Below are 26,155 nucleotides of genomic sequence, written 5' to 3'. Positions count from 1 at the left end.
AAAATTAGAAATACTCATTATTAGGATCGCTTTTTTATGGAAGAGAGAGATCTTAACGTTTTAATGAGAGAAATGCCTATAAAAAGTCATATTCTGATTTTTATTTAACTAAAATAACCTTATTAAAAATGTGAGATCTCACCCTGCGGTTGGAGTAGATGTTATTCAGTTTGGTCAGGTGCTTTTTTCATATGTGGATCATATGCTGGTAGTTCTGCCTTAGTTTCTTGAATATGCAGAGGAAGCACTACATCCAATTTTATGAGATATTTTGGATGGGGAATGCATTGCTATTACAGTAATGGTTAAAGTAAATAGTTTATTTATGTGAGAAACAGGGAGGAGATAATAAGTAGTAAGTATCATTGTAAAAGAACATTATTTTGATGGAAATTAGGTGTTTGTTACTTGTTGGTGTTTAACTTTAATATGAGGTTTAATATGTCGACACTTAAAGCAGATATAATTTCAGGAATAACGGTTTTAGAGGAGTACCCGGTTGTTATTACTGTGACTTATTCAGGCGATGATACTCATAAAGTAACGGATTCGACTGACATAGTGTACGATAACCCGAAAAATACCCATTTTGATGAGATCCCTCGTATTTCAAGAGATGTTGAGAAAAATATCTGTACTGCGAAATTTGTTGTTACTGCTGCTTCTGGCTCCGATGATTTCACCATAACATTTTCAATGGATAAGGCTACGGATCCCGATGCTAAATTGGATATTGCGTTTCATCCTATTGATAAAAATGGTTTTTCACATGCAGCGTTTGAACCTATCATTATTGGTGATTCGTTGATAAAAGATTTATCTCCGGCAGCAGATGATGAGAAACCTTCTGCATCTAATGGCAGTCTCCTTGTTAATCTATATGCGCTGAGTAAAATAAATGAGCCGCTACCCTATTTTCAAATTCCTCTGGTAATTGATAATTTAGTGCGTATTTTTGGGTATGATGGAGAACAAATTACGGAAGAAATATTGCCTCTTGTTCTAAATTATAATAATAATAAATACTATATTAATACGGATAAAAATGGTTTCGTTGCTTTAAGGATTTTCCCTTGTAAGAAGAAGAATAGTAATTATACAGTTGATATGTTCACAGAATTACCGGATTTTTCAAAGAAATCTTTATTAAACATTCTGTTTATTACAGAAGGCATTGCTCCAACGCTGGCGGCACCAGATATTGAAGAACTGAATGGTAATAAATTAACGCCATCAATAGGAAATAGCAGTACGGGTTTTCATGTGAGTATCCCATTTTATGAAGGTGTTAAACCGAAAGACACAGTTTTCTTAATGATCAGAGAAGATAATGACGAAACGCCAAGTGTGTCTACTATCATTACTGATCTGAATCAGTTGGATAATTCGTTTATTTTAGTTCCATATGCCAATATTCCAAATATTGGTGGAAATGAATTATATTATTATAAGGCTGATGTAACGGGAAATATAACTATGTCATCTGCCCTCTATTTTAATTTAACGAAGTCAGCACCAAATCTACCACCAGAGATTAGGCGTATATTAGAGAGACCCAGAATTTTTAGTCATATGCTACAGTTGGAATTTGGCTGGCCAGCTTGGATCAATCTTAACGATATCTTAGGCGGAGGATTAGATGCCCATATTGCTGTGGGTAAAAACAGTGGAATAGAGGTAAATAATGTTATCAATATACGTATTTACGTTAATGGTATTGTCAATGAGAATCCATCTTCGAAACTTTATTCTGTTGAGCCTCATACGGTAACTGCCGACGAAGTAGCGGCTGGAGAGGCTATTATTCTGCTTGGTCAGGCGCCTTTTACTAATATAGATTCATATCGTGATGGTACGACAGGCTCAGTTTATATCACCTACAGCGTAGGCCAAATGGAATCGAAGATTTGGTTTGGATACATTGATACTGTTCCTGCTGGATAATAAATTTAGCTGATTGAGCTTTTTCTTGTTTGTAAACTGGCGATTTCTTTATTACATACTATAATATTTTCTTAAGCATTGTTATTTTGTTTTCAACAGTAAACCATGGGACTAATGGTGACAGTATGAATAATGACAAGCATGACGAAAAGTGATTTAACCAATTATGCTAATCTTGATTCAACAATATTGTGACCATATATGGTGTATTTGGATATAAAGTCTATGCGATGATATTTATCGACGATTTTATTGTCATTGATAACATTGATGTGGCTTAGTTCACATTGATATTAGAGAAGGACATCTTTATATTTATGCTCCGAGTGGTGGATTTATTACTATTACATTAACGGCTAAAGTAAATTATTTATTTGCGTGACAAACAGGAAGGAGGTAATAGATAGTAAGCATCGTTGTGTAAACGCATTATTTTGATGGAAAATTAGGTGCTTTTTACTTATTGGTGTTTAATTTTAATATGAGGTTTAATATGTCGACACTTACAACAGATATCGTTTCAGGAATAACGGTTTTAGAAGAGTGCCCAGTTGTTATTACCGTGACTTATTCAGGTGATGATACTCACAAAGTAACAGAAAAAACCGGCATAGTTTACAGTGACCTACAAGATGCTAGTTTTGATGATATCCCCCGTATTTCAAGGGATGTCGAGAAAAATACCTGCACTGCAAAATTTGTTGTCACTACTCATTCCAGTGCCAGTGATTTCACTGTAACATTTTCGATGGATAAGGATACAGATCCCGATGCTAAATTAGAGATTACGTTTCATCCTATTGGTGAAAGTGATTTTTCATATGGAGCATTTGAACCTATTATTATTGGTGATTCGTTGATAAAAGATTTATCTCCAGCAGAAGATGATAAGAAGCCTTTTGAATCTAATGGCAACTTCCTTGTTAATATATATGCGCTGGGTAAAAATAATGAAGCGTTACCCTATTTTCAAATTCCTCTGGTAACGGATAAACCAGTGCGTATTTTTGGGATTAAGCAAGGAGTAATGACGGAAGAAATATTGCATTTTATTAGCGGGAAAGATAATTATCAATATTATATTAATACGAATAGTGATGGTTTTGTTGCTTTAAAAGTTTTCCCTAAGAAATCTAAAGGGAACTATTCAGTGAGTATGCTCACAAAACTGCCATATTTTTTAAGAAACGCTTCATCAAATATTTTGATGATTACACGGAATATTTACCCAACTCTTCCAGCTCTGGGAATTGAGGAATTGGTTGGAGATAAATTAACACCACCAATAGGAAATAGAAATACAGGTTTTCATGTGATTATCCCATCTTATAAAGGTGCTAAACCACTTGATCAAATTTTCTTAATAATTGAAGAAGGTGATAGACAAGTAGAAAGCCAGTCTGCTGTAATCACTGAGCCGTATCAGTTGGATATGCCATTTATTTTAGTTCCGTATGCCAGTGTTCCAAATACTGGCGATAATAGGCTATCTTATTATGTGGCGGATGCAAATGGAAACATCACTGTGTCACCAGCCCTCTATTTTAATTTAACGCGGTCAGTACCGAATGTACCACCAGAGATTGAGCGTACATTAGCGGTACCTAGAATTTTCACTCATAAAGATCAGGAAGAACTTGGACAAAGAAGCAGGATCAATCTTGCAAGTATTTTAGGTGGGGGGCTGGATGCGCATATTTCTGTGGGTAAAAATAATGTAATAGATGTAGACAGTGTTATCAATGTGCGTATTTACGTTAATGGTATTGTACATGAGAATCCATCTTCGCAACTTTATTCTCCTGAGCCTCATACGGTAACTGCCGAAGAAGTAGCGGCTGGAGAGACTATTATTTCGCTTGGTCAGGCGTTCTTTACTGGTGTGGATTCGTATAGTGATGGGGGACCAGGTTCAGTTTATGTCACTTACAGCGTAGGCCAAAAGGAATCTAAGATTTGGTATGGACGTATTGATACTGTTCCACCTGGGCAGTATAGCTGATTGAGCATTTTCCATTTCTCCGGTCATTCTACTTATTATGCGAATCTACCTGTTATTGTTAACCAGTGAATCGTGGAATTAACAGTGATAGTATGAAGAATGGCAAACACGGCAGAAAGTGATTTAACAATTATCCTAATCTTGATCCTAAAATATGGTGGCTATATATGGTTATCTGGATATAAAGCTTATGCTTCGAGTGGGGATTTATTTATATGAGAAGTAGAAAGGAGATAGTAGATAGTAAGCATCGTTGTGTAAGCGCATTATTTTGATAGAAAATTAAGTGCTTTTTACTTATTGGTGTTTAACTTTAATATGAGGTTTAATATGTCGACAATTACAGCAGATATCGTTTCAGGAATAACGGTTTTAGAAGAGTGCCCAGTTGTTATCACTGTGATTTATTCAGGTGATGAATCTCATAAAGTAACGGAAACGACTGATATAGTGTACAGTGATCAGCAAGATGTCAGTTTTGATGAGACCCCTTGTATTTCAAGGGATGTCAAGAATAATACTTGCACTGCAAAATTTGTTGTTACTGCCAATTCTGGTGCCGGTGATTTCACCATAATATTTTCAATGGATAATACTACGGACCCCGATGCTAAATTAGAGATAGCATTTCATCTTATTGATAAAAATGGTTTTTCACATGCAGCGTTTGAACCTATCATTATTGGCGATTCGTTGATAAAAGATTTATCTCCGGCAGAGGATGATGAACAACCTTCTAAATTTTTCAATGGCAGCCTCCTTGTTAATATGTATGCTCAGAGTAAAACAAATGATCCGCTACCCTATTTTCAAATTCCTCTGGTAACGGATAAGCCAGTACGTATTTTTGAGGATGATAGAGATCAACTTACGACAGAAATATTGCCTTTTATTATTGAAAATGGTAATTATCAATATTATATTAATACCAATAGCAGGGGTTATGTTGCCTTAAGAGTTTTTCCTAAAAAATTTAAGGGTAACTATTCAGTACATATGTTTACAAAACTGCCATATTTGTTAAGAAATGCTTCATCAAGCATTCTATTTATTACAGAAGATATTGTTCCAAATCTTCCTGCACCAAACATTGAAGAATTGGTTGGTGATAAATTAACACCACAAATAGGAAATAGTAGTACAGGTTTTCATGTGATTATTCCATCTTATGCAGGTGCTAATCTACAAGATCAAATTTTCTTAGTGATTAGAGAAGATAGTGAAGAAACTCAAAGTCAATCTGCTGTGATTTCTAATATGAATCAGTTTGATATGCCATTTATTTCAGTTCCATATGCCAGTATTCCAAATATTGGCGATAATGAATTATACTATTATGCGGCTGATACAATGGGAAACGTAACTATATCATCCGCCCTCTATTTCTACTTAACGAGGTCAGTACCGAATCAACCACCAGAGATTAGGCGTACATTAGCAGCACCTAGAATTTTTACTCATAAAGGTCAGATTGAACTTGGACAGCGAGGTAAGATCAATCTTGTAAAAATTTTAGATGGAGGGCTGGATGCGCATATTGCTGTGGGTAAAAAAAATGGAATAGATGTGGATAGTGTTATCAATGTACGTCTTTACGTTAGTGGTGTTGTCAATGATATTCCATCTTCAAAAATTTATTCTCTTGAACCCCATACGGTAACTGCCGACGAAGTGGCGGCTGGAGAGGCTATTATTCTACTTGGTCAGGCACCTTTTACGGGTGTAGATTCGTATGATGATGGACCAGGATTAGTTTATATCACTTACAGTGTCAGAATAAAGAACTCCAAGATTTGGTTTGGACTCATTGATACTGTTCCCCCTGGAGGATAAATTTAGCTGATTGAGCTTTTATTTGTTTATTGGAAAATGCGTAAGCGTTTTCCATTTTCCCAGACATGTTTCTTATTTGTGAATTGGAGATTTTCTTATTACAGCTATAATATTTTATTAAGCATTATTATTTTATTTTCAATTAATAAATCATGGAGTTAATGGTGACAATATGAATAACAGCATATCAAGTGTGATTATCACAGAAAACGCGGCGAAAAGTGATTTAACCGATTACCCTAATCTTAATCCCAAAAATATTGTGACTATATATGGTCTACCTGGGTATAAATTCTATGCTACGACATCTATCGGTGCTTTTATTGTAGATGATAATGTTGATGTAGATCAGATCACATTGACGTTAGATGAGACTGGAAAAGGGCATTTTTATGTTCGTTCTCCGTTTGAACATAAAAATATTGAAAATAGTGAAGAATTTTCGGCTTTTGTGATGATTTACCCACAAGAGGATATCAATAAGGTCATATCTTTTCCACTTATTTTTGGTAATTATCGTCAGTCTGATGAAGCTATAGTATTTACCGCCTATAATTATACTACAGGCGCTCCGGCGGATGGGAAGACGCCTTGCTCGATATATCTTTTTATTGATCGTGAAAATAATGATGATATTAATCAAATCCGTATAAAAGTTAATAATAATGCACTTATCGATGGTTATAATAAAGACTGGGCAGATATTCCATTAAAGGAGGATGGTAGTGCGACAGTGAATGTGACTAGCAACACAGTAGGTAAAGTTAATGTTTGGCTAACAGCGCCTGATTCAGATTCAGGGGATAAAGTCAGTTTTGTTTTATCGTTCAGGCCGATTCCAATGGGAGATGAAATATGATTGCCAATAACGACAATACATTTATTCTTTTATCGTCGCCAGAGTTGCCGCAAGCAGATAACGATGGTCTGATTGACGTTTCTGTTCAACAGAACCAATATTTAATTATCAAAGTACCCTATCATAAGAAGTTAAAAATCTGGGATATGATAGTAGTAAGTGTTGGAGGAATCCTTTCTCGACCATATTATGTTCAGAATATTAATACTATTTTTTTTACTATAGCTATGTCGTTCTCTGAAATACCTGATGGTTGCTATAATGTGACTTATACATCAGCTGATGATTTCGAGAATGAAAATTTCTCTAAACCGGCTGTTATTAAAGTTATTAATTCTCCATCGATAAAATTATTACCATCAATTTACCCAGATTCAACATCTGGCGTTATTCACTATTCATCTCTTATACAACATCGTGGATTAAATGTGCATATCAGTTATCAGCAGATGCAGAAAGGCGATAGCGTCATATTCCACTGGCGGGGACATAATTTTAACTATGATCCAATTGCGAGGGCGGCCTGGGATGCACAACCCATAACAGTCAGTGATGAGGATATTAAGAAGGGTTATATTTCTTTAGTGGTGCCGGTGGAAAACGTGCTTTGTTTGGGTCAGGAAGGTGTGGGAACAGGGTATTATGAGGTTGGTAATACTATTTCTGCTCCAGGTTCAGTGATCTTGTCATTAATGGATATGTCATCTGTCATCATGTCAATTAGTGAAGGTGCGCCGATATTATCTAATGAATATCCCAGAATAAACCCGAAAAATTTGGTTGCGGTTTATGGGCCGCCAGGAAAGAGGTTATTGGCCAGTGTTGAGTCAGGCAATATTGTTGAAGGGGATGGTGCAAAATATCAATTTGCCCCTAATAGTTTCGGGTTGGCTTATTTCCATTTGCAATCTGAGGAAACGGGTAGTTTTCGCTGTACTGTTTCTGCGGAGGACGGGTCTGTAACATCGGGTGTAGGGCAGGCAATATTTAGTGAGTGGAGAGATGGCGGAGATATTATCAAAGCTTATGCATTTACCTCTGAAGTTCCTGCTGATGGCGTGAGTGTGTGTAGTGTTTATGTTATTGTGGACCGCACTGTCTATTCTGGCAAAAGATTACTTGTTCGTACTGATGGTTCAGCGATAATTTCAGGTTTTGGTGATAACGAGAGAGAGTTGCAGGTTGCAATTAGTAAGGATGGTTGTACAACTTTCCATATAACTAATACCAAAGCAGAAAAAAATAATGTGATAATAAGTTTACCCGATATTGATCAGTCGATTCAATTTTCTATTAATTTTAAACATTTTCCTTCTGTTTAACGTAAGGAATATTGTTAATTAGCATAATGTTATCAAGTGGAAATCATTTTGTTTTTAACTTTAAATCGATGATAGCATATATAAATATACATGATAGTGATAAATTAGGAGAATGAAATGGATAACGAACAGGTACTAGAAAATTCTAAGACATTAAATTGGATATCGAGTGAAAAAACCGAGACTGTGGATAAGTCTATACATATCGGTATAAAAGTAATTCAAGATAATTATTTGTTGCATGAAACGGATGTAATTTTCACGTTAGATAATGAATCTATGGCATTTAAAGAGAATAATGATCGTAAAATTATAAAAAGTACAGGAGTAATGGGTAAGATATCAGTTGAAATAATTTCCACTGGTTCAACTCCGTGTCAAGGGAATGTATATGCTTGTTTGGAAGATGATACTCAAATAAAAGCCCCTCCTCTCCAGATCGAGTTTACTGCTATTCCTGTGGCAACTCTTAATCTTGACTTAGGAAAAAATGAGGCATGGGCTAATAGTACCGATGAGAATACAGTAGTTGCAACTGCGTATGATAAGTCTGGTAACGGAATTAAAAGCCAAAAAATAACCTTCAATGTAGATGATTGGGCAACGGTATTTCCGTCTTCGGGTATAACAGATAAAGATGGTAAAATAACAGCTTCAATACAATCTAATAGTGCTGGGGAGGTGAGACTAGTAGCACAAGCGGAAGATATTGCAGAGGTTGCAATTATGCGTTTCACGGATAATCCATATCGGTTAGAGATCACAAAATTTCCGGATGTGTTATATTCATTTTCGAGCGGTATTATAGCCGGATATTTATATAAGAATGGCATAGGTGAGCCTAATGTAACTATAAAAGTATCTATGGGATCTTATCTGTTCCTGAATGATAAAGACAAAAATATGACTACCGATAAAAATGGATATTTTAGCTTTGGAGTTTATTCTACTTATTCTCAAGGGTATTCTCCTCGTCATGTACCTGCTATGAGTAAGTCTTCATCGGTTGGTATAAGTTATATTGTTGGACGGATATATAGTCAAAGGTGGATAGTATTAACTCCGGGGCTATATTAGGCGCTGGATATTTTTGGGGATACTAATTGCATGATTACTCATTGAAAAATCAGAGAAGTTCACTATTCTTAGCCGTTATCATGCAGTTTGAAAATAAGATGATTTTTATTATATCGGTAGGGATCATTGAATAAAAATATATAACTTGGATGGAATTTTACAACTATCATTGTTATACATCAATATTTAGTTAAAAACCTGAACTTCTCTTTAAGTGAAGTTCATGCTACCTAACTCATTATTTATTCATGTCATTTCTCACAATGATTAAGGAATTGTTATTAAATTTCCTTTAGTTGTGATCGCGTCCGCAATGACCTTTTGTGAAATAGGGCTATACTATAAATAGGCTATATAGTTATATAGAGTCAATTAACGTTAGCTTTTGAATTTTTCGGTTCTTAGTGTGCACGAAGAGTGTTGGAGGTAACAAATGAAACGTCAAAGTGCCTTCATAGTCGGTAATGTATTAATGGGTATTGGTATGTTGACCATTATTAGCAGCCTGGCTTATACATTACTGCCCCATATCTTCGGTTTTGGCTGGCCTGAGTTTTTATCTGAAGCAGCGCTATTGGGAGTTTTTATTGGTGCTCTTGTTTGGTTAGCTGGTGCCGGTGTGGGAGGCCGGGAAGGTGTGGCAGATCGCTACTGGTGGTTAAGAAACTATGATGAGCGTTATCGTCGTGGTGATCATCGGTATCCATAACAAAAACAGTGTTAGTTAGAATTCTTGCTAATGGAGATATATGATTATGTCTCTGGATAAGCAAAAAACCCGTTGAAGCTTTTGACAACGGGTTTTTTCTTATAAGGCGATTATGGATGAAACTTAGTGTTCAAACATTGCAGAGATTGACTCTTCATTACTGATGCGGCGGATCGCTTCAGCTAACATACCGGATAAAGTCAGAGTGCGAACCTTGTTCAGTGCCTTGATCTCAGCAGACAATGGGATGGTGTCACAGACAATGACTTCATCAATCACCGAGTTTTTGATATTGTCCACTGCGTTGCCGGAGAAAATCGGGTGAGTTGCATAGGCAAATACACGTTTGGCTCCACGTTCTTTCAATGCTTCAGCCGCTTTGCATAATGTACCGCCGGTATCAATCATGTCATCGACCAGTACGCAGTCGCGACCAGCAACATCACCAATGATGTGCATCACCTGAGAAACGTTAGCGCGTGGCCGGCGTTTATCAATGATAGCCATATCTGTGTCATTCAGCAGTTTAGCGATAGCGCGGGCGCGGACTACACCACCAATATCCGGGGAAACGACGATAGGGTTTTCCAATTCTTGCTGCAACATATCTTCCAGCAGAATCGGGCTGCCAAATACGTTATCAACCGGAACGTCAAAGAAACCTTGGATCTGTTCAGCATGCAGATCAACTGTCAGTACGCGGTCTACGCCGACACTGGACAGGAAGTCTGCGACAACTTTTGCGGTAATCGGCACACGGGCTGAACGGACCCGGCGGTCCTGACGGGCATAACCGAAGTAAGGGATGACTGCGGTAATACGTCCGGCGGAGGCACGGCGCAGTGCATCAACCATAACGACCAATTCCATTAAGTTGTCGTTGGTCGGTGCACAAGTGGACTGGATGATGAAAATATCACCACCGCGTACATTTTCGTTAATTTGTACGCTGACTTCACCGTCGCTGAAACGACCGACAGCAGCGTCTCCAAGATTGGTGTACAGGCGGTTGGCAACACGTTGTGCTAGTTCCGGGATGGCGTTACCAGCAAAAAGCTTCATATCGGGCACGAGAAAAACCTCAGGCTTGCGTCCAGAGAGATATTGTTGACCAATGCTCAGATGAACGGTATCTATTCATTGGTTCAATAACCGGGTATCCCAGAGCGGAAACTGTGCAAAGGTGAATTGTTGACGCCACGCGCAACAAAACCATGCAACCACTCAGGGGCTTGATTTAACACCTTACGGGCCGATGCTTCTGATTCGAATTCACCGAATACACATGCACCGGTCCCTGTCAGGCGTGACGGCGCGTATTCTAGCAGCCATGAAAGAAGCTGTTCAACCTTACGAAAACGTTTTCTTACAAGAGATTCGCAATCATTTGCGTACGGAGCCTGTAATAATGCGGCCAGAGAGCGAATTGGTGTATCACGTTTTAATTCCGGATCTGTGAAGACACGCAGAGTTGGGATCTCAATCCCAGGGTGAGCAACCAGATACCACTTCTCTTCTGGCTTTGCTATGTGCAGGATTTCACCAATACCTTCTGCAAATGCGGCGTGGCCTTTAATAAAGACTGGCACATCAGCACCAAGGCTGACGCCGAGGGTTGCCAGTGTCTCGTCTGTGAGGCTGGTTTGCCAGTGGTCATTCAGGGCTACCAGTACGGTAGCGGCATTCGATGAACCTCCGCCTAACCCACCGCCCATAGGCAGACGCTTGTTGATACAGATATCTGCACCTTGATGAGTAATGCCGGTACCGTGTTGATGGCTGTAGGATTGCAACAGACGTGCCGCGCGAACAATTAGGTTATTATCATGCTCTACGCCTTCTACCGGCGTCAGTAAACGGATTTCATTATCCTGACGTGGGGTGATGGTAATTTCATCACCATAATCCAGAAACTGAAACAAGGTTTGTAACTGGTGATAACCATCAGCGCGGCGACCGGTGATATAGAGAAACAGGTTAAGTTTTGCGGGTGAAGGCCAGGTCAGCGTCATTATTTTGTGGTCCAGTTATCCATTTTCAGCTTAATGCGGCGATCGCCCTGAGTCAGTTCAAGACGGTCAGGAAGAGAGGGGGTTGTGGCAGTATCGTAAGATTGATAATTAACCTGCCATGTTGCGCCATGTTGTTGATAGTTTAAAGTTTTCAACAGATAGTTAGCATCCAGCTTGAAGTCTTTTGCGTCACCAGGAAGACCGGTTATCCAATGTCGCAGATTATCCAGTGGAATATCCATATCGGTGAGTTGATAAATGATCTCTTCAGGATTATCACTGAAATATTTTTTACCCTGGTTATCGGTTAATTGCGTCATACCGGGCTGAACGATCAGCTCTAATTCAGTGCTGCCCAGTGGGTTTGTCAATAATAAACGGTAGCGCTCAGGGTTATATTGTTGCCAGAAAAAGCGGGCATAAACTTTCTTTTCATTAGCCAAATAGGCAAAAGATCCACGGGTCTGGTATTGGTTCAATTGCTGTAGTTGTTGTGTGTGTGCCCGCCACTGCGGGGAATCTGCCGAACTGTATCCACCGGGTTGCGTTAATGTACAGGCGGTCAACAGCACGCAAGAGAGTGGCAGCAGACGGAATAGTGATAATTTTTGCATTGGCTTCATTGGCAATCTCTGATTAATAACATGAAAACTTTTACACCACTTAATAGTGAAGAATGGCGCATTAATCCAGTTAAATCTCAAAAAATATCCTGAATAATGATATCAGACGTGGTTGAGCGTCTTTTATTGAACGGAGGTATCAAGTAGAATGCACAGCTAATTAAGAGTCCTTATTAAGGGTGATGATTTCATCAAAACAAGATGTTTTTTACGATGAATTGCCTTCCTGCTGATAATTCAATATGACTTTGTTAGCACTTGGTATCAACCATAAAACCGCTCCTGTATCCCTGCGTGAACGGGTGACTTTTTCACCGGACACTATCAGTGAAGCACTCGACAACCTTCTCCAGCAACCCCTGGTGAGGGGGGGAGTGGTATTGTCAACGTGTAACCGTACAGAGCTTTATCTCAGTGTAGAACAGCAGGATAATCTGTATGAACAATTGATTAACTGGCTGTGTGAATACCACCAGCTTAATCCCAGGGATCTAAAATCCAGTATTTACTGGCATCATGATAATGAAGCTGTCAGTCACTTGATGAGAGTAGCGAGTGGGTTGGATTCGTTGGTACTTGGGGAACCTCAGATCCTTGGGCAAGTGAAGAGAGCATTTGCCGAGTCGCAGGACAGCCATTCTTTATCGAGTGAGTTGGAGCGATTGTTTCAAAAATCATTTTCTGTCGCCAAGCGCGTCAGGACTGAAACAGAGATTGGTTCAAATGCGGTTTCCGTTGCTTTTGCGGCGTGTACCCTGGCGCGGCAGATTTTTGAAACACTTTCTGAACTGAATATTTTGCTGGTTGGTGCAGGGGAAACCATTGAGCTGGTTGCCCGCCATCTGAAAGAGCATCGGGTGCACCATATGATGATTGCTAACAGAACGAGAGAGAAGGCGCAGGTATTGGCTGACGAAGTTCAGGCGGAAGTGATCACTTTGCCTGACATTGATACACGTTTAGCCGAAGCTGATATTGTCATCAGTTCAACCGCCAGCCCTTTGCCTATTATTGGTAAAGGCATGGTTGAACGTGCATTAAAGTTACGCCGTAACCAACCGATGTTGCTCGTTGATATCGCAGTTCCCCGCGATGTAGAGCCTGATGTGGAAAAATTGAATAACGTCTATCTCTACAGTGTTGATGATTTGCAGGCAATTATTCAGCGCAATCTTGCACAGCGCAAAGCGGCGGCTGTTCAGGCTGAATATATTGTTCAGCAGGAAAGCGGTTATTTTATGGACTGGTTGCGTTCACAAGGCGCAGTCAATTCAATCCGTGAATATCGTGCTCAGGCAGAACAGATGCGGGTTGAAATGACCGCTAAAGCGCTGGCTGCTATCAACCAGGGGGCTGACGTAGAACAGACAATAAATCAATTAACTCATCAATTGACGAATCGTCTGATGCATGCACCTACCAAATCACTCCAGCAGGCTGCCAGCGATGGTGATCTGGAGCGTCTTAATTTATTACGTGACAGCCTGGGGCTGAAACATAATTAACCATATCTCGGAATAGGGTCTGAAATCACGAATGAAGCCTTCTATTGTTGCTAAATTGGAAGCATTACAAGAACGTCACGAAGAAGTTTTGGCTCACCTCAGCGATGCTGATGTGATTGCTGATCAGGAACGTTTCCGTGCTTTGTCACGGGAGTATGCTCAACTGACCGATGTGACGAATTGTTTTAAGGTCTGGCGTACGGTGCAGGATGACCTTAAGGCCGCTGAAATAATGCTTGATGACCCTGAAATGCGGGAAATGGCACAGGAAGAGATCAAGGACGCCAAGGTTCGTAATGAGGAGTTAGAGCAGCAGTTGCAATTGTTGCTGCTACCAAAAGATCCTGATGATGAACGCAACTGTTTTCTTGAAGTTCGCGCCGGAACTGGGGGTGATGAAGCGGCTATTTTTGCCGGGGATCTGTTTCGTATGTACAGCCGTTATGCTGAATCCCGTCGTTGGAAAGTTGAGGTGATGAGCGCCAATGATGGTGAGCATGGTGGTTATAAAGAAATTATCGCTAAAATTTCCGGCGAACAGGTTTATGGTCATCTGAAATTTGAATCTGGTGGTCATCGTGTTCAGCGTGTACCGGAAACTGAATCGCAAGGGCGCATTCACACTTCTGCCTGTACCGTTGCGGTTTTGCCGGAGATTCCAGAAGCAGAATTGCCAGAAATCAGCCCAAGTGATTTGCGTATTGATACGTTCCGTTCGTCTGGTGCCGGTGGTCAGCACGTCAACACTACGGATTCAGCTATCCGTATCACGCATATTCCAACCGGTATTGTCGTTGAGTGTCAGGATGAGCGTTCTCAGCATAAAAACAAAGCGAAAGCGATGTCGGTATTGGCCGCGCGTATTCGTGCTGCTGAGGTGCGTAAGCGCCAGGAAGCAGAAGCCTCGGAGCGCCGTAACTTGCTGGGTTCCGGTGATCGTTCAGATCGCAATCGTACTTACAACTTCCCGCAAGGACGGGTGACGGATCATCGTATTAACTTGACCTTGTACCGTCTTGATGAAGTGATGGAAGGCAAACTGGATATGCTTGTTCAGCCGATCGTTAATGAATATCAGGCCGATCAATTATCAGCGTTGTCAGAGCAGGATTGATGGATTATCACTCCTGGCTTAAACAAGCCACAATACAGTTATCAGCCAGTGACAGCCCTAAACGGGATGCGGAGATTTTGTTGGGGCTCGTCACTCGCCATTCCCGAACTTACCTATTGGCATTTGGGGAAACGCAACTCTGTTCAGAGCAGTTCAGCCAGCTTGAAACGTTACTGGCTCGCCGGGTAAAAGGTGAACCTATTGCTTACATTATCGGCGAACGTGAATTCTGGTCGTTGCCATTAAATGTTTCGCCTGCCACATTGATCCCGCGACCTGACACGGAGTGTCTGGTTGAAAAAGCGCTTGAACGGCTTGCACCGGCACCTTGTCACATTCTGGATTTGGGAACCGGAACCGGTGCGATTGCGCTGGCGATTGCCAGTGAGCGCCCCGATTGCCAGATTACTGGGGTTGATATCAATCCTGATGCGGTTATTTTGGCGCAGGGTAACGCTGAAAAACTGAAAATACAAAATGTGGATTTTCTGCAAAGCAATTGGTTCTCTTCGTTGAATAATCAACAATTTGCTATGATTGTGAGTAATCCGCCTTACATTGATGAAGCCGATCCACATCTGTTTCAAGGTGATGTGCGATTTGAACCGGAGAGTGCATTAATTGCGGCAGAACAGGGAACGGCCGATCTAAATACAATTATTAATTTGTCGCGTAATTTTCTGTTACCTGATGGATGGTTGTTGCTGGAGCATGGTTGGAAACAGGGAGACGTTGTAAGAAGCCTGTTTTCTGAGAGTGGTTATCAGCAGGTGGCTACTTTTCAGGATTATGGCGGTAATGAGCGAATAACACTGGGTCAGTGGAAAAGTGATGAAAGCCATAGCTGATTATGAATTTAATAACGCATCTTTAAGTAGCGGTATTCTGTTAATATCCGGAGCCATTCGCTCCGACTTTCCTCAGAACTCAGTAGAGATGCAGCTTCAGGTATTGACTGATGAAGCCAGGCGTGAAATATCTCCACAAATGAATAGAGAGGAACAGCTGGAAAAATTACTCAAGCTGTTTTACCAGAACTGGAAATTCGGCGGTGCCAGTGGTGTTTATTGTCAGTCAGATACATTGTGGTTGGATAAAGTACTGCAAACCCGCCAAGGTTCTCCTGCTGTTTTAGGCATCATTCTTATCCATATTGCTCAGGCTTTAGAACTGCCCTTTATGCCGGTTGTTTTTCCGACACAATTGATTCTGCGTATTGATTGCCCGGATAAACCGGTGAGGTTTATTAATCCAACCAATGGTGAAGTGCTGAGTGAATATATACTTGATGTGTGGCTAAAAGGTAATATCAGCCAGACAGCTGAATTGACAGCGGATGATTTGCAGGAAGCTGATAATATCAGCATGATACGCAAAGTGCTGGAGACCATAAAAATCGCGTTAATGGAAGAAGGGCAGTTGGAGTTGGCGCTGAAAGCCAGTGAAGCCGTTCTGATGTTTGATCCCGATGACCCATATGAAATACGTGATAGAGGGCTTATTTACGCCGAGCTTGATTGTAATCATATTGCAGTTTCTGATTTAAATTATTTTGTCGAGCATTGCCCGGAAGATCCGGTCGTAGAAATGATCAGAATGCAGATATACTCCATTGAGCAGCAATATGTTGTGTTGCACTGATATTGCTCTGCACTGATTTATCTGGTTAATTTATTTGCCCTTAACAGAAGGTATAAGTATGCAACAGAAAGTGGTTAATATTGGTGATATCAAGGTCGCTAACGATCTGCCGTTTGTTCTCTTTGGTGGTATGAATGTCCTTGAGTCACGGGATTTGGCCATGAGTATTTGTGAGCACTATGTGACAGTGACACAAAAACTGGGCATTCCTTATGTTTTCAAAGCGTCCTTTGATAAAGCAAACCGCTCATCAATTCACTCTTACCGTGGCCCTGGGCTGGAAGAGGGAATGAAGATTTTTCAGGAGCTGAAACAAACTTTTGGTGTGAAAATTATTACTGACGTGCATGAGCCGGTACAGGCACAGGCGGTGGCGGAAGTGGTTGATGTGATCCAACTTCCGGCATTTCTGGCGCGTCAGACTGATTTGGTTGAGGCAATGGCCCGTACCGGCGCGGTGATTAACGTTAAAAAGCCACAATTTATCAGCCCAGCCCAGATGGGGAATATTGTTGAAAAATTCAAAGAAGGCGGCAACGATCAGGTGATCTTGTGTGATCGTGGCAGCAACTTTGGTTATGACAATTTGGTTGTGGATATGCTGGGTTTCAATGTCATGGTCCAGGCCACGGGGGGGCATCCTGTGATTTTTGATGTGACTCATTCACTGCAATGCCGTGATCCGTTTGGTGCCGCGTCTGGTGGTCGTCGTGCTCAGGTTGCTGAACTGGCGCGTGCGGGAATGGCCGTCGGTATTGCCGGCTTGTTCCTTGAAGCTCATCCCGATCCGGTAAATGCGATGTGTGATGGCCCGTCAGCATTGCCGTTGGCAAAGCTTGAGCCATTCCTGATCCAGATGAAAGCGATTGATGACGTGGTGAAAAACTTCTCTCAACTGGATACCAGTAAATAATCTGGTGATATCACATGATGAATGTGTTTGGCGCTGGTTTACAGCGCCATTATTGGTAACAGGCTGGCTAAGCTCTTATTTCTAGTGGTTTCAGTCATCCATTTTTCAATTGAAATTCAATTCTTCCATTGCCCGTGGCAATGTTGCATGGAAACTGAGATGATTTTCAACCAATTGAACTTTGGCTCTGGCCAGTGTTTTTAAAGGCTGAAAGGGAATATCGCAAACAGCAATATATTTATCCTTACCCACTTCATCAATAAAGCGCTGAAAAGCGTGCAGCCCACCTGCATCCAATACAGGAACAGCATCCCATTGCATGAGGATCGTCTGATAACCTGCGCTTGCTTCCTTTAATTCTGTAAAGATACGTTCAGCCGCAGCGAAGAATAACGGGCCATTGATACGCACAACCAACAGATCTTTATCCCCATTTGTTTGTGGCAATTGGCTGATGCGGGTCATATTGGCGATTCGACGCATAAACAGCAGTGAGGCTAACACGATACCAATCGTAATCGCGATGACCATATCAAACAGCACCGTGAGCGACATACAAAGAACCAGCACAATAATGTCATCCCTTGGCGCACGGCGGATCAGATCGATAACTTTATGTATCTCGCTCATATTCCAGGCGACCATGAGCAACAGGGCGGACATGGCGGCCAGCGGAAGATAGGAGAGCATTGGCGCTAATGCCAGTAAAGTTAATAACACCAGTAGAGAGTGAACAATGGCGGAAACAGGTGATGTTGCACCGGCTCTGATGTTTGCCGCTGATCGGGCAATGGCTGCGGTAGCTGTAATACCACCGAAAAATGGCACAGCGATATTTCCCAACCCCTGACCAATTAATTCACTGTTTGAATGGTGCTTTTTACCTGTCATACCATCCAAAACCACGGCGCAAAGCAGTGATTCAATAGCACCTAACATTGCCATTGAAAAGGCCGCAGGCAATAAAGCTGAAACTGTTGCCCAACTGATATCAACGTGATGAGAACCCATATCGGGTAAACGCCACGGTAAAACGAATTGAGGAAGGATAGGCGGGATACCTTGACCTTGCGTACCATCATTCAATATATAACTGAATTCAGAACCGATAGTCACAACATCCTGACCAAATAAATTCATGATCCCCATCACGGCGGTTCCCGCGATCAAGGCTGGAAGATGTCCGGGTAATTTCAGCCCAAGCTTAGGCCAGTAAATCAGAACTGAAAGCGTCGCCAGGCCAATCAGCGTATCACTTAAATGCAGCGTTGGCAGTGCCTGAAACAGCGCGGCAACCTTATCGATATAACTTTCTGGTACATGTTCCAATTGCAGACCAAAAAAATCTTTTACCTGCATGGTTGCGATAGTGATGGCGATCCCAGAAGTAAAACCCAGTGTCACCGGTAGAGGAATATACTCTATTAATTTGCCAAAACGGGCTAATCCCATCACCAGCAGGATAATTCCCGACATTAATGTTGCAATAAGCAAACCACTCAGGCCAAATTGCTGAGATACCGGATAGAGAATGACCACGAAAGCGGCTGTGGGGCCGGAAACACTGTAGCGTGATCCGCCGGTTACCGCGATAACAATGCCGGCGATGGCGGCGGTGTAAAGCCCGTATTGTGGCGCGACACCACTGCCAATAGCCAGTGCCATCGCGAGTGGGATAGCGATAATACCGACAGTAATACCGGCAATAATATCTTTAATTAAACGGGTAAAAGAGTAGGGTTCTTTCCAACAAGCATCAATAACAGCACTAAATGGCCGTATGCCATTCATTCTACGAGTTTTCATCTGTGCATAAACCAAAAAAATAAAAGGAAAAAGCAATAAGGCCATCATAATCCGAATTGCAGGAATAATACTTTTAGTTCAAAACGATAGAGCCATACATCAAACTCAATGTAAATAGCTTAACGGCAGGGAAGTAAAAAGTAAAAGAGAGAATAACGCTTTTATCACTGGGAAATATCTTGGGATCAATTATATTACGTGTTTTTTCTTATCGGTAGATTTTATTAAGCTAATTTCATAAATAATATTATCAATGTTTTGAGATCTTAAGCTATATATTTTTTTAATTATAGAATTATAAGATTTATTTTTGTAATGAATTAACCTGCTTGATGACAATTTATAATTGTTATTATTGTGGAATTAAATAATTGATTGTGTATTTACTACTTGTATTTATTATGCAAGGATTAAATTAGCCATATCAAATGATTTCATAATTTATTTTTTCTTTAGTTTAGTGTGTGATTTGACCAACATTTTAATGTTTCTTAAATATTAGATTAATAATTTGACAGATATAAAAACCCACCCTATTATTTAGAGTGACTCATGTAATGAGACGAATTAAATTAGTCAAAAATACTTTTTTATCTTAATGATACTTATTCTGAATGCCCTATTTAAAGTAGGGTTGACGGTTGGAAGATAATTTTTAGATAAGGTAGAAATGTTTAAATGGATAAATATAACAGTAAGGTACTTATTATTGGTTCATCAAGTGAAATTGGGAATGCGATTTGTAAACATGCGGTAGCGAGTGGTTATGAGGTCTTAGGGACTTCACGTAAACCGCATAATGAAGAGATTCATTTGGATGTTATGTCGGATGGCAGCGTAAAAGAAGCAATTGAAATTGCAATTGAAAAGATGAGATGTATTGATGCGGTTATCTATACTCCAGCGATGTCATTGGATGGTTTGTTGCATGTCCAGGATATTGAAAGCTGGCATGATGTTTTTAATGTCAATTTATTCGGCGCTGCAAGAGTGGCAAAGTATTTGCTTCCGCATTTTATGAAGAATCGTAATGGTGTGATGCAATTTATCTCTTCTACAGCGAGTGTACGTGGATCGCCGGGAGCTACGGCTTATTCTTGTTCGAAAGCGGCTATGAACGCATTGGTAAAAAATATTGCTAATGACTATGGTCGGTTTAATATCAGGGCCTACGCTGTGATGCCAGGGTATGTTGATGGTGGCATGCTACGTCATATTTCTTCAGAGAAAAAAGTGGAATTAGCCAAAAGTATTGCATTAAAACGAATGGCAGATGTTGATGAAATTGCCCGTTTTTGTGTCGGAGCATTGAGTGCGTCAACTTATATAACAGGTACAACCCTTCGCATTGATGGAGGATTGATGGGTTAATAGCAACATCATAAATATTGCCAATCGCTTTAATGTGAGAATGATTGCCGGTTATCATTACAGTTTTGGTCAAACTATTTGGAATAAAGACTAAAGCTAATTATTAAACATCTTTATTCTTATATCGTTTATGAATTATTTTTCTGAATAAATCAGTAGGAATAAATTTTTCAATATACATATTTCTTGATATAAATAGATCTATAAACCATTAAGTAGGATATACGCATATTGGGGATGATGATATGGACAATATTGATATGGTTAATGAAGAATTAGCAAGTATTCTGTTGAATGTTGCTGAGTTAGACTCTGATTTTGAAATAACTTCGAATAAATTATTGAAGAGTGATCTTGGCATTGACTCACTAAAGTTAATTGATGTTATTTTATCGGTTGAGCGAACCTTTGGAAAAGAGATTTCCGAAGATGCGCTTGCTCGTATTCAAACTGTAGGTGAGCTTTGGGAGGAAATAAAGAATAACTTGCCATAGTCGGATTCGTTCAATCAACAATTAAGAGCCAATCCTATTAGATATTCATTCACAATAACGGTCTGAACAATAACGCTTATTGGGATAGGCTCTAGAATTTTCTATTCTTTAAACATGAGCTTGGTGAAAATGCTGACTTTTAACGTAGAAAATTTAGCTATTTATCCGAATATATTTCGGAATGAGAGAGAGGAGGGATTTTATCTTCCCTCTGATATTTCTGAATTTGTAAGCAATAAAGGTGATCGTTTTCGTGACGACTTCAGCCGCATTTGTACCTATCTGGCAAATAAGCTTATTGCAGAAGAGAGAAATGCAGAGAATGAATCTGTGATTGTGGGTACAGAATATGGCAACCTTGACGCAATGCTTCGTTTTCAGCAGCAGGTAAGGAATAATGATAAGACGGTATCCGCTCAACAATTTCCTTATGCTACTACAAGTTCAGCTTCAATCTTTATTAACATTGACAAGAAGGTGACAGGAGGAAACTGTACACTCAATGCAGGCAGTAAAACGCCGGTTATGGTATTAATTCAGGCGTTACTTAATTTATATAATAGATCAGCAGGTATTAGCCATCTGTTTTTGGGTGATATCTATTGTGCAGAAGCACTTGATGATATACGAAAAAAAATCAACAACCAGAAATCAATATCTTCTGGCGTGATGTGTGTGGATTTATCGAGTGGAAAACAATTTACGGCAGATTTTTTCTTTGGGTCAACAGTGGAAGAAATAAAAAGGCAGCTTAACGCTTTATCACCGGGTACTAAAATTTTTATATTCAATACGTTAAATAAGAATGAAGCATTAATTAATACGATTAAAGATTATAATATCATTGAATATCAAGAATATAACAGTGCTTTTCTATTTCATGAATTTATGAGTGCTATTCTGCACAGTAAAAAAGAAGATGCTTTTATATTTATGACAATCGATAACATGAATGCCTCAGGCGTAAGGGTTATACATAATGATGATTAATTATATTAGCCAGGTCTTTTCATCTGAAGAGGAGATATTTAAATATCATTTTCCTGATAACCCTGTTGTTCCTGGTATACTGCCGGTAGCCGCTTTTTGTAAAGAGATGGCTGATAAATCTGTCGATTTTATCAATTTGAAAAATCTATCTTTTTATCAATTTATACGTCCTGATGAGAGCATTAAATATAGCCAGGAGAGGAATAAAATTTCTGCAACCGTATCCGGAAAACTCTGTTTTTCTTTTTTACTGGATTATTCTGGCAAAGATGATAAATGCGAAAGTAAAATAAATCTTTTTTCATCTTCTCTATTATCATTACCATTGCGTGAACCCGAATTTTGGTTTTTGCCGAAGACCGTCTATATTAATGATATGTCAAATAGCGCAAATTGTCATTTGGATATTAAATTATTGCAGTATGAATCCGCTTATTTGCAAAAATTCCATTATTCTCCTTTGCTTATCCTTGTTGAGGCAATGGGGAATTTGGCATTAGTTTTGCAACATCAGCAGCAAAACATTTTAACTGAAAGTGATTATGTTTTTGCCAGATTTGGTGAATTGGCTTTCAGTCCGGAGATTGAACATATTAATTCTCCTGTGTTTATTGAGACTAAAGTGACACGGTTTGGTTCAATAATGTGTTGGGATGCATGGGCATATAGTGAAGGGGAAAAATTGCTTTGGATAAATGACGCTGTATCAATTAAGAGGAAGGGGAACGATGTTGGATAAAATATATGTTACCGGGCTTGGCGTCGTCACTCCCATTGGTATAGACGTCGAAAGTTATTGGAAGAAGTTATGCGCTGGAGAGTCAAACTTTACCCGATTGGCGCCTGTTTATGCTTCTATGAAGCCAAATTTTGTTGCCGGAAAAATTTCGGCTGGGCCGCGTATGGATATAAAAGCCAGGGCACCAAAATGTACAGGGGCACAGGTGCCTGATTCTTCTCTGTATGCTGTAGACGCAGCACTCCAGGCGATAGCAGATGCAGGATTACAACCGGGATGCGCTGAATTGCGTAATGCATTAGTGTGTGTTGGTAATAATGAGGCTGAGGCGGATATTCTTGATCAATTAGTTGAAGGTATGCCTGTGAATTGGAATGCCAATATCTATTCGAGTCATGCGGTTTCCGATAATGTTGCTCGCGCAATTGGTTCTTCCGGACCTTCCATGACGATACATAATACCTGTGCGTCAGCAAATATTGCCCTTGAAACAGCACTACGCATGATGAAAGCAGGGATAGTTTCAACATCCGTAATAGGTGGCGGAGATGCTTTTTCTAAAAAGGTGTGGTCAGGTTTTTACATGCTTAATGCATTGGGTGCGGAACAGTGCCGTCCGTTTTCTCAATTAAGACGCTTTATTACCATATCTGAAGGCGCTGCTTTTTTAGTGTTGCAGAATAGGAAGCGAGTTAGCGAATATCAATCTCCTTATGCTGAATTGATCGCCACTGCAAGTAATAATGATGCATTACATCCTACTAATTTGGATATTCAGAGTGTTACTCAATGCCATGAAAAATTATTAAATTCGGCAGGGCTGGACGCTGGAGATATTGATGGTATATATGCACATGGCACGGGAACAAAAGCTAATGATGCAGTAGAAGCGTCAATATTTTCTGAATATTTCCCCAACTCGGTTGTTTCAGCGATTAAAGGAACTATAGGGCATATGATGGCAACGGCGGGAGCGATTGGCGCAGTCAGTGCTTGCTTATCTTTGAGAGATCAGATTATGCCACCAACAAATATTTTGCCGGAGGATTTTGAATATCAATTTAATTTGATTACTCATGATATGGAAGTAAAACATAATTTACGTTATGTGCAGAATAATGCATTTGGCTTTGGTGGTAATAACGCGATCACTTTATTTGGTAAGGTGACTTAATTCTTCATGATACAAAACGGACTATAAATATAAAGCGCATAATCTGATTTTCATGAAAGAAAAATAATAATTTTGAGGTTAATAATATGATTATATTAGGTATCAGTGGTCTTCCCAACTCTCAACGTTTTATGCAAGAAAATTATCCGCGTGTGAGTAAATTAGACGAGCGTGTTTGTCAGGGAGTAGATAGTGCGGCCTGTTTGATTATTGATGGAAAAGTTGTTGCCGCTGCGGCGGAAGAACGTTTTACCGGAGAGAAAGGCACGGGACGGTTTCCAGCCAATGCGATTAACTATTGTTTGGCGGAAGCAGGTCTCACACAAGATGATATACAAGTTATCGCCCACGGTTTTAATTACGATCACTATCGTCGTTTTTTTATGTCGAACGAAAAAATGTTCGAGGGTGTTTTCAGTGGCAAGACGGTGATTGATGAATTCGTTTCAGCCGGATGGCAGGATATTGAACCGCGTTTTCAAGCGGTAGATCACCATTTGGCTCATGCGGCGTCGGCCTTTTATCCCAGTGGTTTCCAATCTGCACTGTGTGTCGTTTCAGACGGCATGGGTGAAATAGAATCCTTGAGTGTTTATCTTGCTAAAGATCAGCAATTTCAAAAATTACACAGCCAGCCAATTAGTTCTTCATTAGGAATATTTTATTCTATTTGTACCCGGTTCCTTGGCTTTGTATTTAATAGTGATGAATATAAAGTCATGGGACTTGCCGCATATGGTAACCCTGAGCGATATCGCAATATTTTCAACGAATTGGCTCAATTCGATGCAGATAGTGGATCAATATCTATAAATTGGTCATCACAAGCGTTTGATAATGCGGAATATGGCTATCCTGGCGCGATAGCACAACTTAGCGATATGTTCGATCTTGCACCGAGAAGTGAAGATGACACTTTACTGGATGTTCACCAGGATTTTGCTGCGGGATTGCAGGAAAAATTCACACTTTTGCTGAAACAATTAGTCACATATTGGTTGCAGAAAACCGGTGAAACGTCGCTTTGTCTTGCCGGCGGATCATTTTTAAACTGCAAAGCCAATCAGGTTCTTTGTCAGCTTGATGGAGTGAAAAATGTCTTTGTCCAGCCTGCATCGGGTGATGATGGTACTGCTTTGGGGGCGGCGCTTTTTGTTGCCGGTAAATACCACAATGATTCAGATCGTTACTTTAATCCCTATCTCGGCCCGCGCTTCTCAACGGATGAGATCCGTAATGTATTATTCCGACATGGTGGTAATGCAGGAATGAAATGGCGTTATTTGGGGTTGAACGATGATTATTTTATTTCTGCGGCGAAAGATATCGCCGGAGATAAAATCATTGCCTGGTTCCATGACCGGATGGAATTTGGTCCAAGAGCACTTGGCAATCGTTCAATTCTTGCGCTTCCGGCAGGTGAAGGAATAAAAGACAGAATTAACAGCACGGTGAAATTTCGTGAAGCTTTCCGTCCATTTGCGCCTGCCATTTTGGATGAAGACTGCGATATTATTTTTGAGACACGAAATCTGGCACCGACCCGATATATGCTTTGCACTGCCGGAGTAAAACCAGAAATGGCAGGGCCGGTCTCTGGTATTGTTCATGCTGATGGAACGGCACGTATTCAGCTTGTGGAACGTAATTTTAATGCGACTTTCTGGCGGTTATTAAAAGCGGTACAGGAAATAACCGGTTATGGTTGTCTGGTGAATACTTCATTTAACGTTAAGGGGCAGCCACTTATCATGTCACCTGATGTTGCGATAGATACGTTTTTGAAAACCTCACTGGATAAACTTTATATTGAGGGATTTGTTGTATGGAAAGAATAACGTTGAAATCCTGAAGAAAATGACTGAATTGAATAAAGCTTAGATATTTCAAATGTGTTTCCTTGTCGTCTTAGAAGAATATCTGGATATGATATTTGATGATATGGGAACACATCCTTTCAATTTGGAGGGCAGGGATTGCTTGCCGGATAATATAAGGTAATTGTCGATCAGCAAAGGTAATATAAG

General features: G+C 40.1%; 22 protein-coding genes. 18 read left to right on the top strand and 4 right to left on the bottom strand.

The window, feature by feature from the left end; translation table 11 throughout:
- Window positions 1-441: 441 nt before the first annotated feature.
- From PTE_RS14135 to ychH, 7 genes are all read left to right on the top strand, one after another.
- Window positions 442-1,944, top strand: coding sequence for a hypothetical protein (locus PTE_RS14135; RefSeq protein WP_036847654.1), 1,503 nt, complete (start codon window positions 442-444; stop codon window positions 1,942-1,944).
- A gap of 493 nt (window positions 1,945-2,437) precedes the next feature.
- A complete protein-coding gene (locus PTE_RS14130; RefSeq protein WP_036847653.1) occupies window positions 2,438-3,946 on the top strand; it encodes a hypothetical protein in 1,509 nt (502 codons plus the stop codon).
- 330 nt (window positions 3,947-4,276) lie between these two features.
- Window positions 4,277-5,779 (top strand): hypothetical protein, encoded by a 1,503-nt coding sequence (locus PTE_RS14125; RefSeq protein WP_036847651.1) that lies wholly within the window; start codon window positions 4,277-4,279, stop codon window positions 5,777-5,779.
- 172 nt (window positions 5,780-5,951) lie between these two features.
- Window positions 5,952-6,638, top strand: coding sequence for a hypothetical protein (locus PTE_RS14120; protein ID WP_036847649.1), 687 nt, complete (start codon window positions 5,952-5,954; stop codon window positions 6,636-6,638).
- Window positions 6,635-7,960, top strand: coding sequence for a hypothetical protein (locus PTE_RS14115; RefSeq protein WP_036847648.1), 1,326 nt, complete (start codon window positions 6,635-6,637; stop codon window positions 7,958-7,960). The genes PTE_RS14120 and PTE_RS14115 overlap by 4 nt, the downstream gene beginning before the upstream one ends.
- 117 nt (window positions 7,961-8,077) lie before the next feature.
- The gene (locus tag PTE_RS14110) at window positions 8,078-9,037 is read left to right on the top strand and encodes an Ig-like domain-containing protein (protein ID WP_036847647.1); all 960 of its coding nucleotides are present in this window, start codon (window positions 8,078-8,080) and stop codon (window positions 9,035-9,037) included.
- A gap of 433 nt (window positions 9,038-9,470) precedes the next feature.
- Window positions 9,471-9,746, top strand: a complete 276-nt coding sequence (gene ychH / locus PTE_RS14105; protein WP_036847646.1) for a stress-induced protein YchH — start codon at window positions 9,471-9,473, stop codon at window positions 9,744-9,746.
- A gap of 123 nt (window positions 9,747-9,869) precedes the next feature.
- Here ychH and prs read toward each other — a convergent pair whose 3' ends face one another.
- From prs to lolB, 3 genes are all read right to left on the bottom strand, one after another.
- Entirely contained in the window at window positions 9,870-10,817 is a 948-nt protein-coding gene (prs, locus tag PTE_RS14100) for a ribose-phosphate diphosphokinase (RefSeq protein WP_036847644.1), read from the bottom strand.
- 74 nt (window positions 10,818-10,891) lie between these two features.
- On the bottom strand, window positions 10,892-11,758 hold the full coding sequence (gene ispE, locus PTE_RS14095; protein WP_036847642.1) for a 4-(cytidine 5'-diphospho)-2-C-methyl-D-erythritol kinase: 867 nt from the start codon (window positions 11,756-11,758) through the stop codon (window positions 10,892-10,894).
- Window positions 11,758-12,381 (bottom strand): lipoprotein insertase outer membrane protein LolB, encoded by a 624-nt coding sequence (gene lolB / locus PTE_RS14090; RefSeq protein ID WP_081738247.1) that lies wholly within the window; start codon window positions 12,379-12,381, stop codon window positions 11,758-11,760. The genes ispE and lolB overlap by 1 nt, the downstream gene beginning before the upstream one ends.
- 242 nt (window positions 12,382-12,623) lie before the next feature.
- On the opposite strand from lolB, the gene hemA reads away from it, so the two are divergent.
- Genes hemA through kdsA form a run of 5 tightly spaced genes read left to right on the top strand, consistent with a single transcriptional unit; the run spans window position 12,624 to window position 17,554 of the window.
- The gene (gene hemA / locus PTE_RS14085) at window positions 12,624-13,886 is read left to right on the top strand and encodes a glutamyl-tRNA reductase (protein WP_036847640.1); all 1,263 of its coding nucleotides are present in this window, start codon (window positions 12,624-12,626) and stop codon (window positions 13,884-13,886) included.
- 31 nt (window positions 13,887-13,917) lie between these two features.
- On the top strand, window positions 13,918-15,000 hold the full coding sequence (prfA, locus tag PTE_RS14080) for a peptide chain release factor 1 (RefSeq protein ID WP_036847638.1): 1,083 nt from the start codon (window positions 13,918-13,920) through the stop codon (window positions 14,998-15,000).
- Entirely contained in the window at window positions 15,000-15,848 is an 849-nt protein-coding gene (gene prmC, locus PTE_RS14075) for a peptide chain release factor N(5)-glutamine methyltransferase (protein ID WP_036847635.1), read from the top strand. Before prfA ends, prmC begins: the two co-directional genes overlap by 1 nt.
- A complete protein-coding gene (gene sirB1 / locus PTE_RS14070; RefSeq protein WP_036847632.1) occupies window positions 15,832-16,641 on the top strand; it encodes an invasion regulator SirB1 in 810 nt (269 codons plus the stop codon). The genes prmC and sirB1 overlap by 17 nt, the downstream gene beginning before the upstream one ends.
- A 58-nt stretch (window positions 16,642-16,699) precedes the next feature.
- Entirely contained in the window at window positions 16,700-17,554 is an 855-nt protein-coding gene (kdsA, locus tag PTE_RS14065) for a 3-deoxy-8-phosphooctulonate synthase (RefSeq protein ID WP_036847630.1), read from the top strand.
- 105 nt (window positions 17,555-17,659) lie between these two features.
- On the opposite strand, the gene dauA is transcribed toward kdsA, so the two are convergent.
- Window positions 17,660-19,360 (bottom strand): C4-dicarboxylic acid transporter DauA, encoded by a 1,701-nt coding sequence (gene dauA, locus PTE_RS14060; RefSeq protein WP_036848371.1) that lies wholly within the window; start codon window positions 19,358-19,360, stop codon window positions 17,660-17,662.
- Window positions 19,361-20,038: 678 nt separating this feature from the next.
- On the opposite strand from dauA, the gene PTE_RS14055 reads away from it, so the two are divergent.
- The 6 genes from PTE_RS14055 (at window position 20,039) to PTE_RS14030 (ending at window position 25,966) form a co-directional block, all read left to right on the top strand.
- Complete coding sequence (locus PTE_RS14055) at window positions 20,039-20,731, top strand: SDR family NAD(P)-dependent oxidoreductase (RefSeq protein WP_036847627.1); 693 nt, start codon at window positions 20,039-20,041, stop codon at window positions 20,729-20,731.
- Between the two features lie 245 nt (window positions 20,732-20,976).
- Window positions 20,977-21,225: an acyl carrier protein gene (locus tag PTE_RS14050; RefSeq protein WP_036847625.1), complete on the top strand. Its 249-nt coding sequence runs from the start codon at window positions 20,977-20,979 to the stop codon at window positions 21,223-21,225.
- A 129-nt stretch (window positions 21,226-21,354) separates the two neighbouring features.
- Entirely contained in the window at window positions 21,355-22,215 is an 861-nt protein-coding gene (locus tag PTE_RS14045) for a hypothetical protein (protein ID WP_036847622.1), read from the top strand.
- Window positions 22,205-22,954, top strand: coding sequence for an ApeI family dehydratase (locus PTE_RS14040; RefSeq protein ID WP_036847619.1), 750 nt, complete (start codon window positions 22,205-22,207; stop codon window positions 22,952-22,954). The genes PTE_RS14045 and PTE_RS14040 overlap by 11 nt, the downstream gene beginning before the upstream one ends.
- Window positions 22,944-24,128: a beta-ketoacyl synthase N-terminal-like domain-containing protein gene (locus PTE_RS14035; protein ID WP_036847616.1), complete on the top strand. Its 1,185-nt coding sequence runs from the start codon at window positions 22,944-22,946 to the stop codon at window positions 24,126-24,128. Before PTE_RS14040 ends, PTE_RS14035 begins: the two co-directional genes overlap by 11 nt.
- An 86-nt stretch (window positions 24,129-24,214) precedes the next feature.
- Window positions 24,215-25,966, top strand: coding sequence for a carbamoyltransferase family protein (locus PTE_RS14030; protein ID WP_036847613.1), 1,752 nt, complete (start codon window positions 24,215-24,217; stop codon window positions 25,964-25,966).
- Window positions 25,967-26,155: the final 189 nt, after the last annotated feature.

Origin of the sequence: Photorhabdus khanii NC19, from assembly GCF_000517265.1 — a bacterium.
GTDB classification, from domain to species: Bacteria; Pseudomonadota; Gammaproteobacteria; order Enterobacterales; family Enterobacteriaceae; genus Photorhabdus; species Photorhabdus khanii.
This window is presented reverse-complemented; position numbering and strand designations above follow the sequence as displayed.

Excerpts from the sequence above, each read along its gene's own strand:
- PTE_RS14135 (WP_036847654.1), top strand. The coding sequence starts at position 442 with ATGTCGACACTTAAAGCAGATATAATTTCAGGAATAACGGTTTTAGAG.
- PTE_RS14130 (WP_036847653.1), top strand. The coding sequence starts at position 2,438 with ATGTCGACACTTACAACAGATATCGTTTCAGGAATAACGGTTTTAGAA.
- PTE_RS14125 (WP_036847651.1), top strand. The coding sequence starts at position 4,277 with ATGTCGACAATTACAGCAGATATCGTTTCAGGAATAACGGTTTTAGAA.
- PTE_RS14120 (WP_036847649.1), top strand. The coding sequence starts at position 5,952 with ATGAATAACAGCATATCAAGTGTGATTATCACAGAAAACGCGGCGAAA.
- PTE_RS14115 (WP_036847648.1), top strand. The coding sequence starts at position 6,635 with ATGATTGCCAATAACGACAATACATTTATTCTTTTATCGTCGCCAGAG.
- PTE_RS14110 (WP_036847647.1), top strand. The coding sequence starts at position 8,078 with ATGGATAACGAACAGGTACTAGAAAATTCTAAGACATTAAATTGGATA.
- ychH (WP_036847646.1), top strand. The coding sequence starts at position 9,471 with ATGAAACGTCAAAGTGCCTTCATAGTCGGTAATGTATTAATGGGTATT.
- ispE (WP_036847642.1), bottom strand. The coding sequence starts at position 11,758 with ATGACGCTGACCTGGCCTTCACCCGCAAAACTTAACCTGTTTCTCTAT.
- lolB (WP_081738247.1), bottom strand. The coding sequence starts at position 12,381 with ATGAAGCCAATGCAAAAATTATCACTATTCCGTCTGCTGCCACTCTCT.
- hemA (WP_036847640.1), top strand. The coding sequence starts at position 12,624 with ATGACTTTGTTAGCACTTGGTATCAACCATAAAACCGCTCCTGTATCC.
- prfA (WP_036847638.1), top strand. The coding sequence starts at position 13,918 with ATGAAGCCTTCTATTGTTGCTAAATTGGAAGCATTACAAGAACGTCAC.
- prmC (WP_036847635.1), top strand. The coding sequence starts at position 15,000 with ATGGATTATCACTCCTGGCTTAAACAAGCCACAATACAGTTATCAGCC.
- sirB1 (WP_036847632.1), top strand. The coding sequence starts at position 15,832 with ATGAAAGCCATAGCTGATTATGAATTTAATAACGCATCTTTAAGTAGC.
- kdsA (WP_036847630.1), top strand. The coding sequence starts at position 16,700 with ATGCAACAGAAAGTGGTTAATATTGGTGATATCAAGGTCGCTAACGAT.
- dauA (WP_036848371.1), bottom strand. The coding sequence starts at position 19,360 with ATGAAAACTCGTAGAATGAATGGCATACGGCCATTTAGTGCTGTTATT.
- PTE_RS14055 (WP_036847627.1), top strand. The coding sequence starts at position 20,039 with ATGGATAAATATAACAGTAAGGTACTTATTATTGGTTCATCAAGTGAA.
- PTE_RS14050 (WP_036847625.1), top strand. The coding sequence starts at position 20,977 with ATGGACAATATTGATATGGTTAATGAAGAATTAGCAAGTATTCTGTTG.
- PTE_RS14045 (WP_036847622.1), top strand. The coding sequence starts at position 21,355 with ATGCTGACTTTTAACGTAGAAAATTTAGCTATTTATCCGAATATATTT.
- PTE_RS14040 (WP_036847619.1), top strand. The coding sequence starts at position 22,205 with ATGATGATTAATTATATTAGCCAGGTCTTTTCATCTGAAGAGGAGATA.
- PTE_RS14035 (WP_036847616.1), top strand. The coding sequence starts at position 22,944 with ATGTTGGATAAAATATATGTTACCGGGCTTGGCGTCGTCACTCCCATT.
- PTE_RS14030 (WP_036847613.1), top strand. The coding sequence starts at position 24,215 with ATGATTATATTAGGTATCAGTGGTCTTCCCAACTCTCAACGTTTTATG.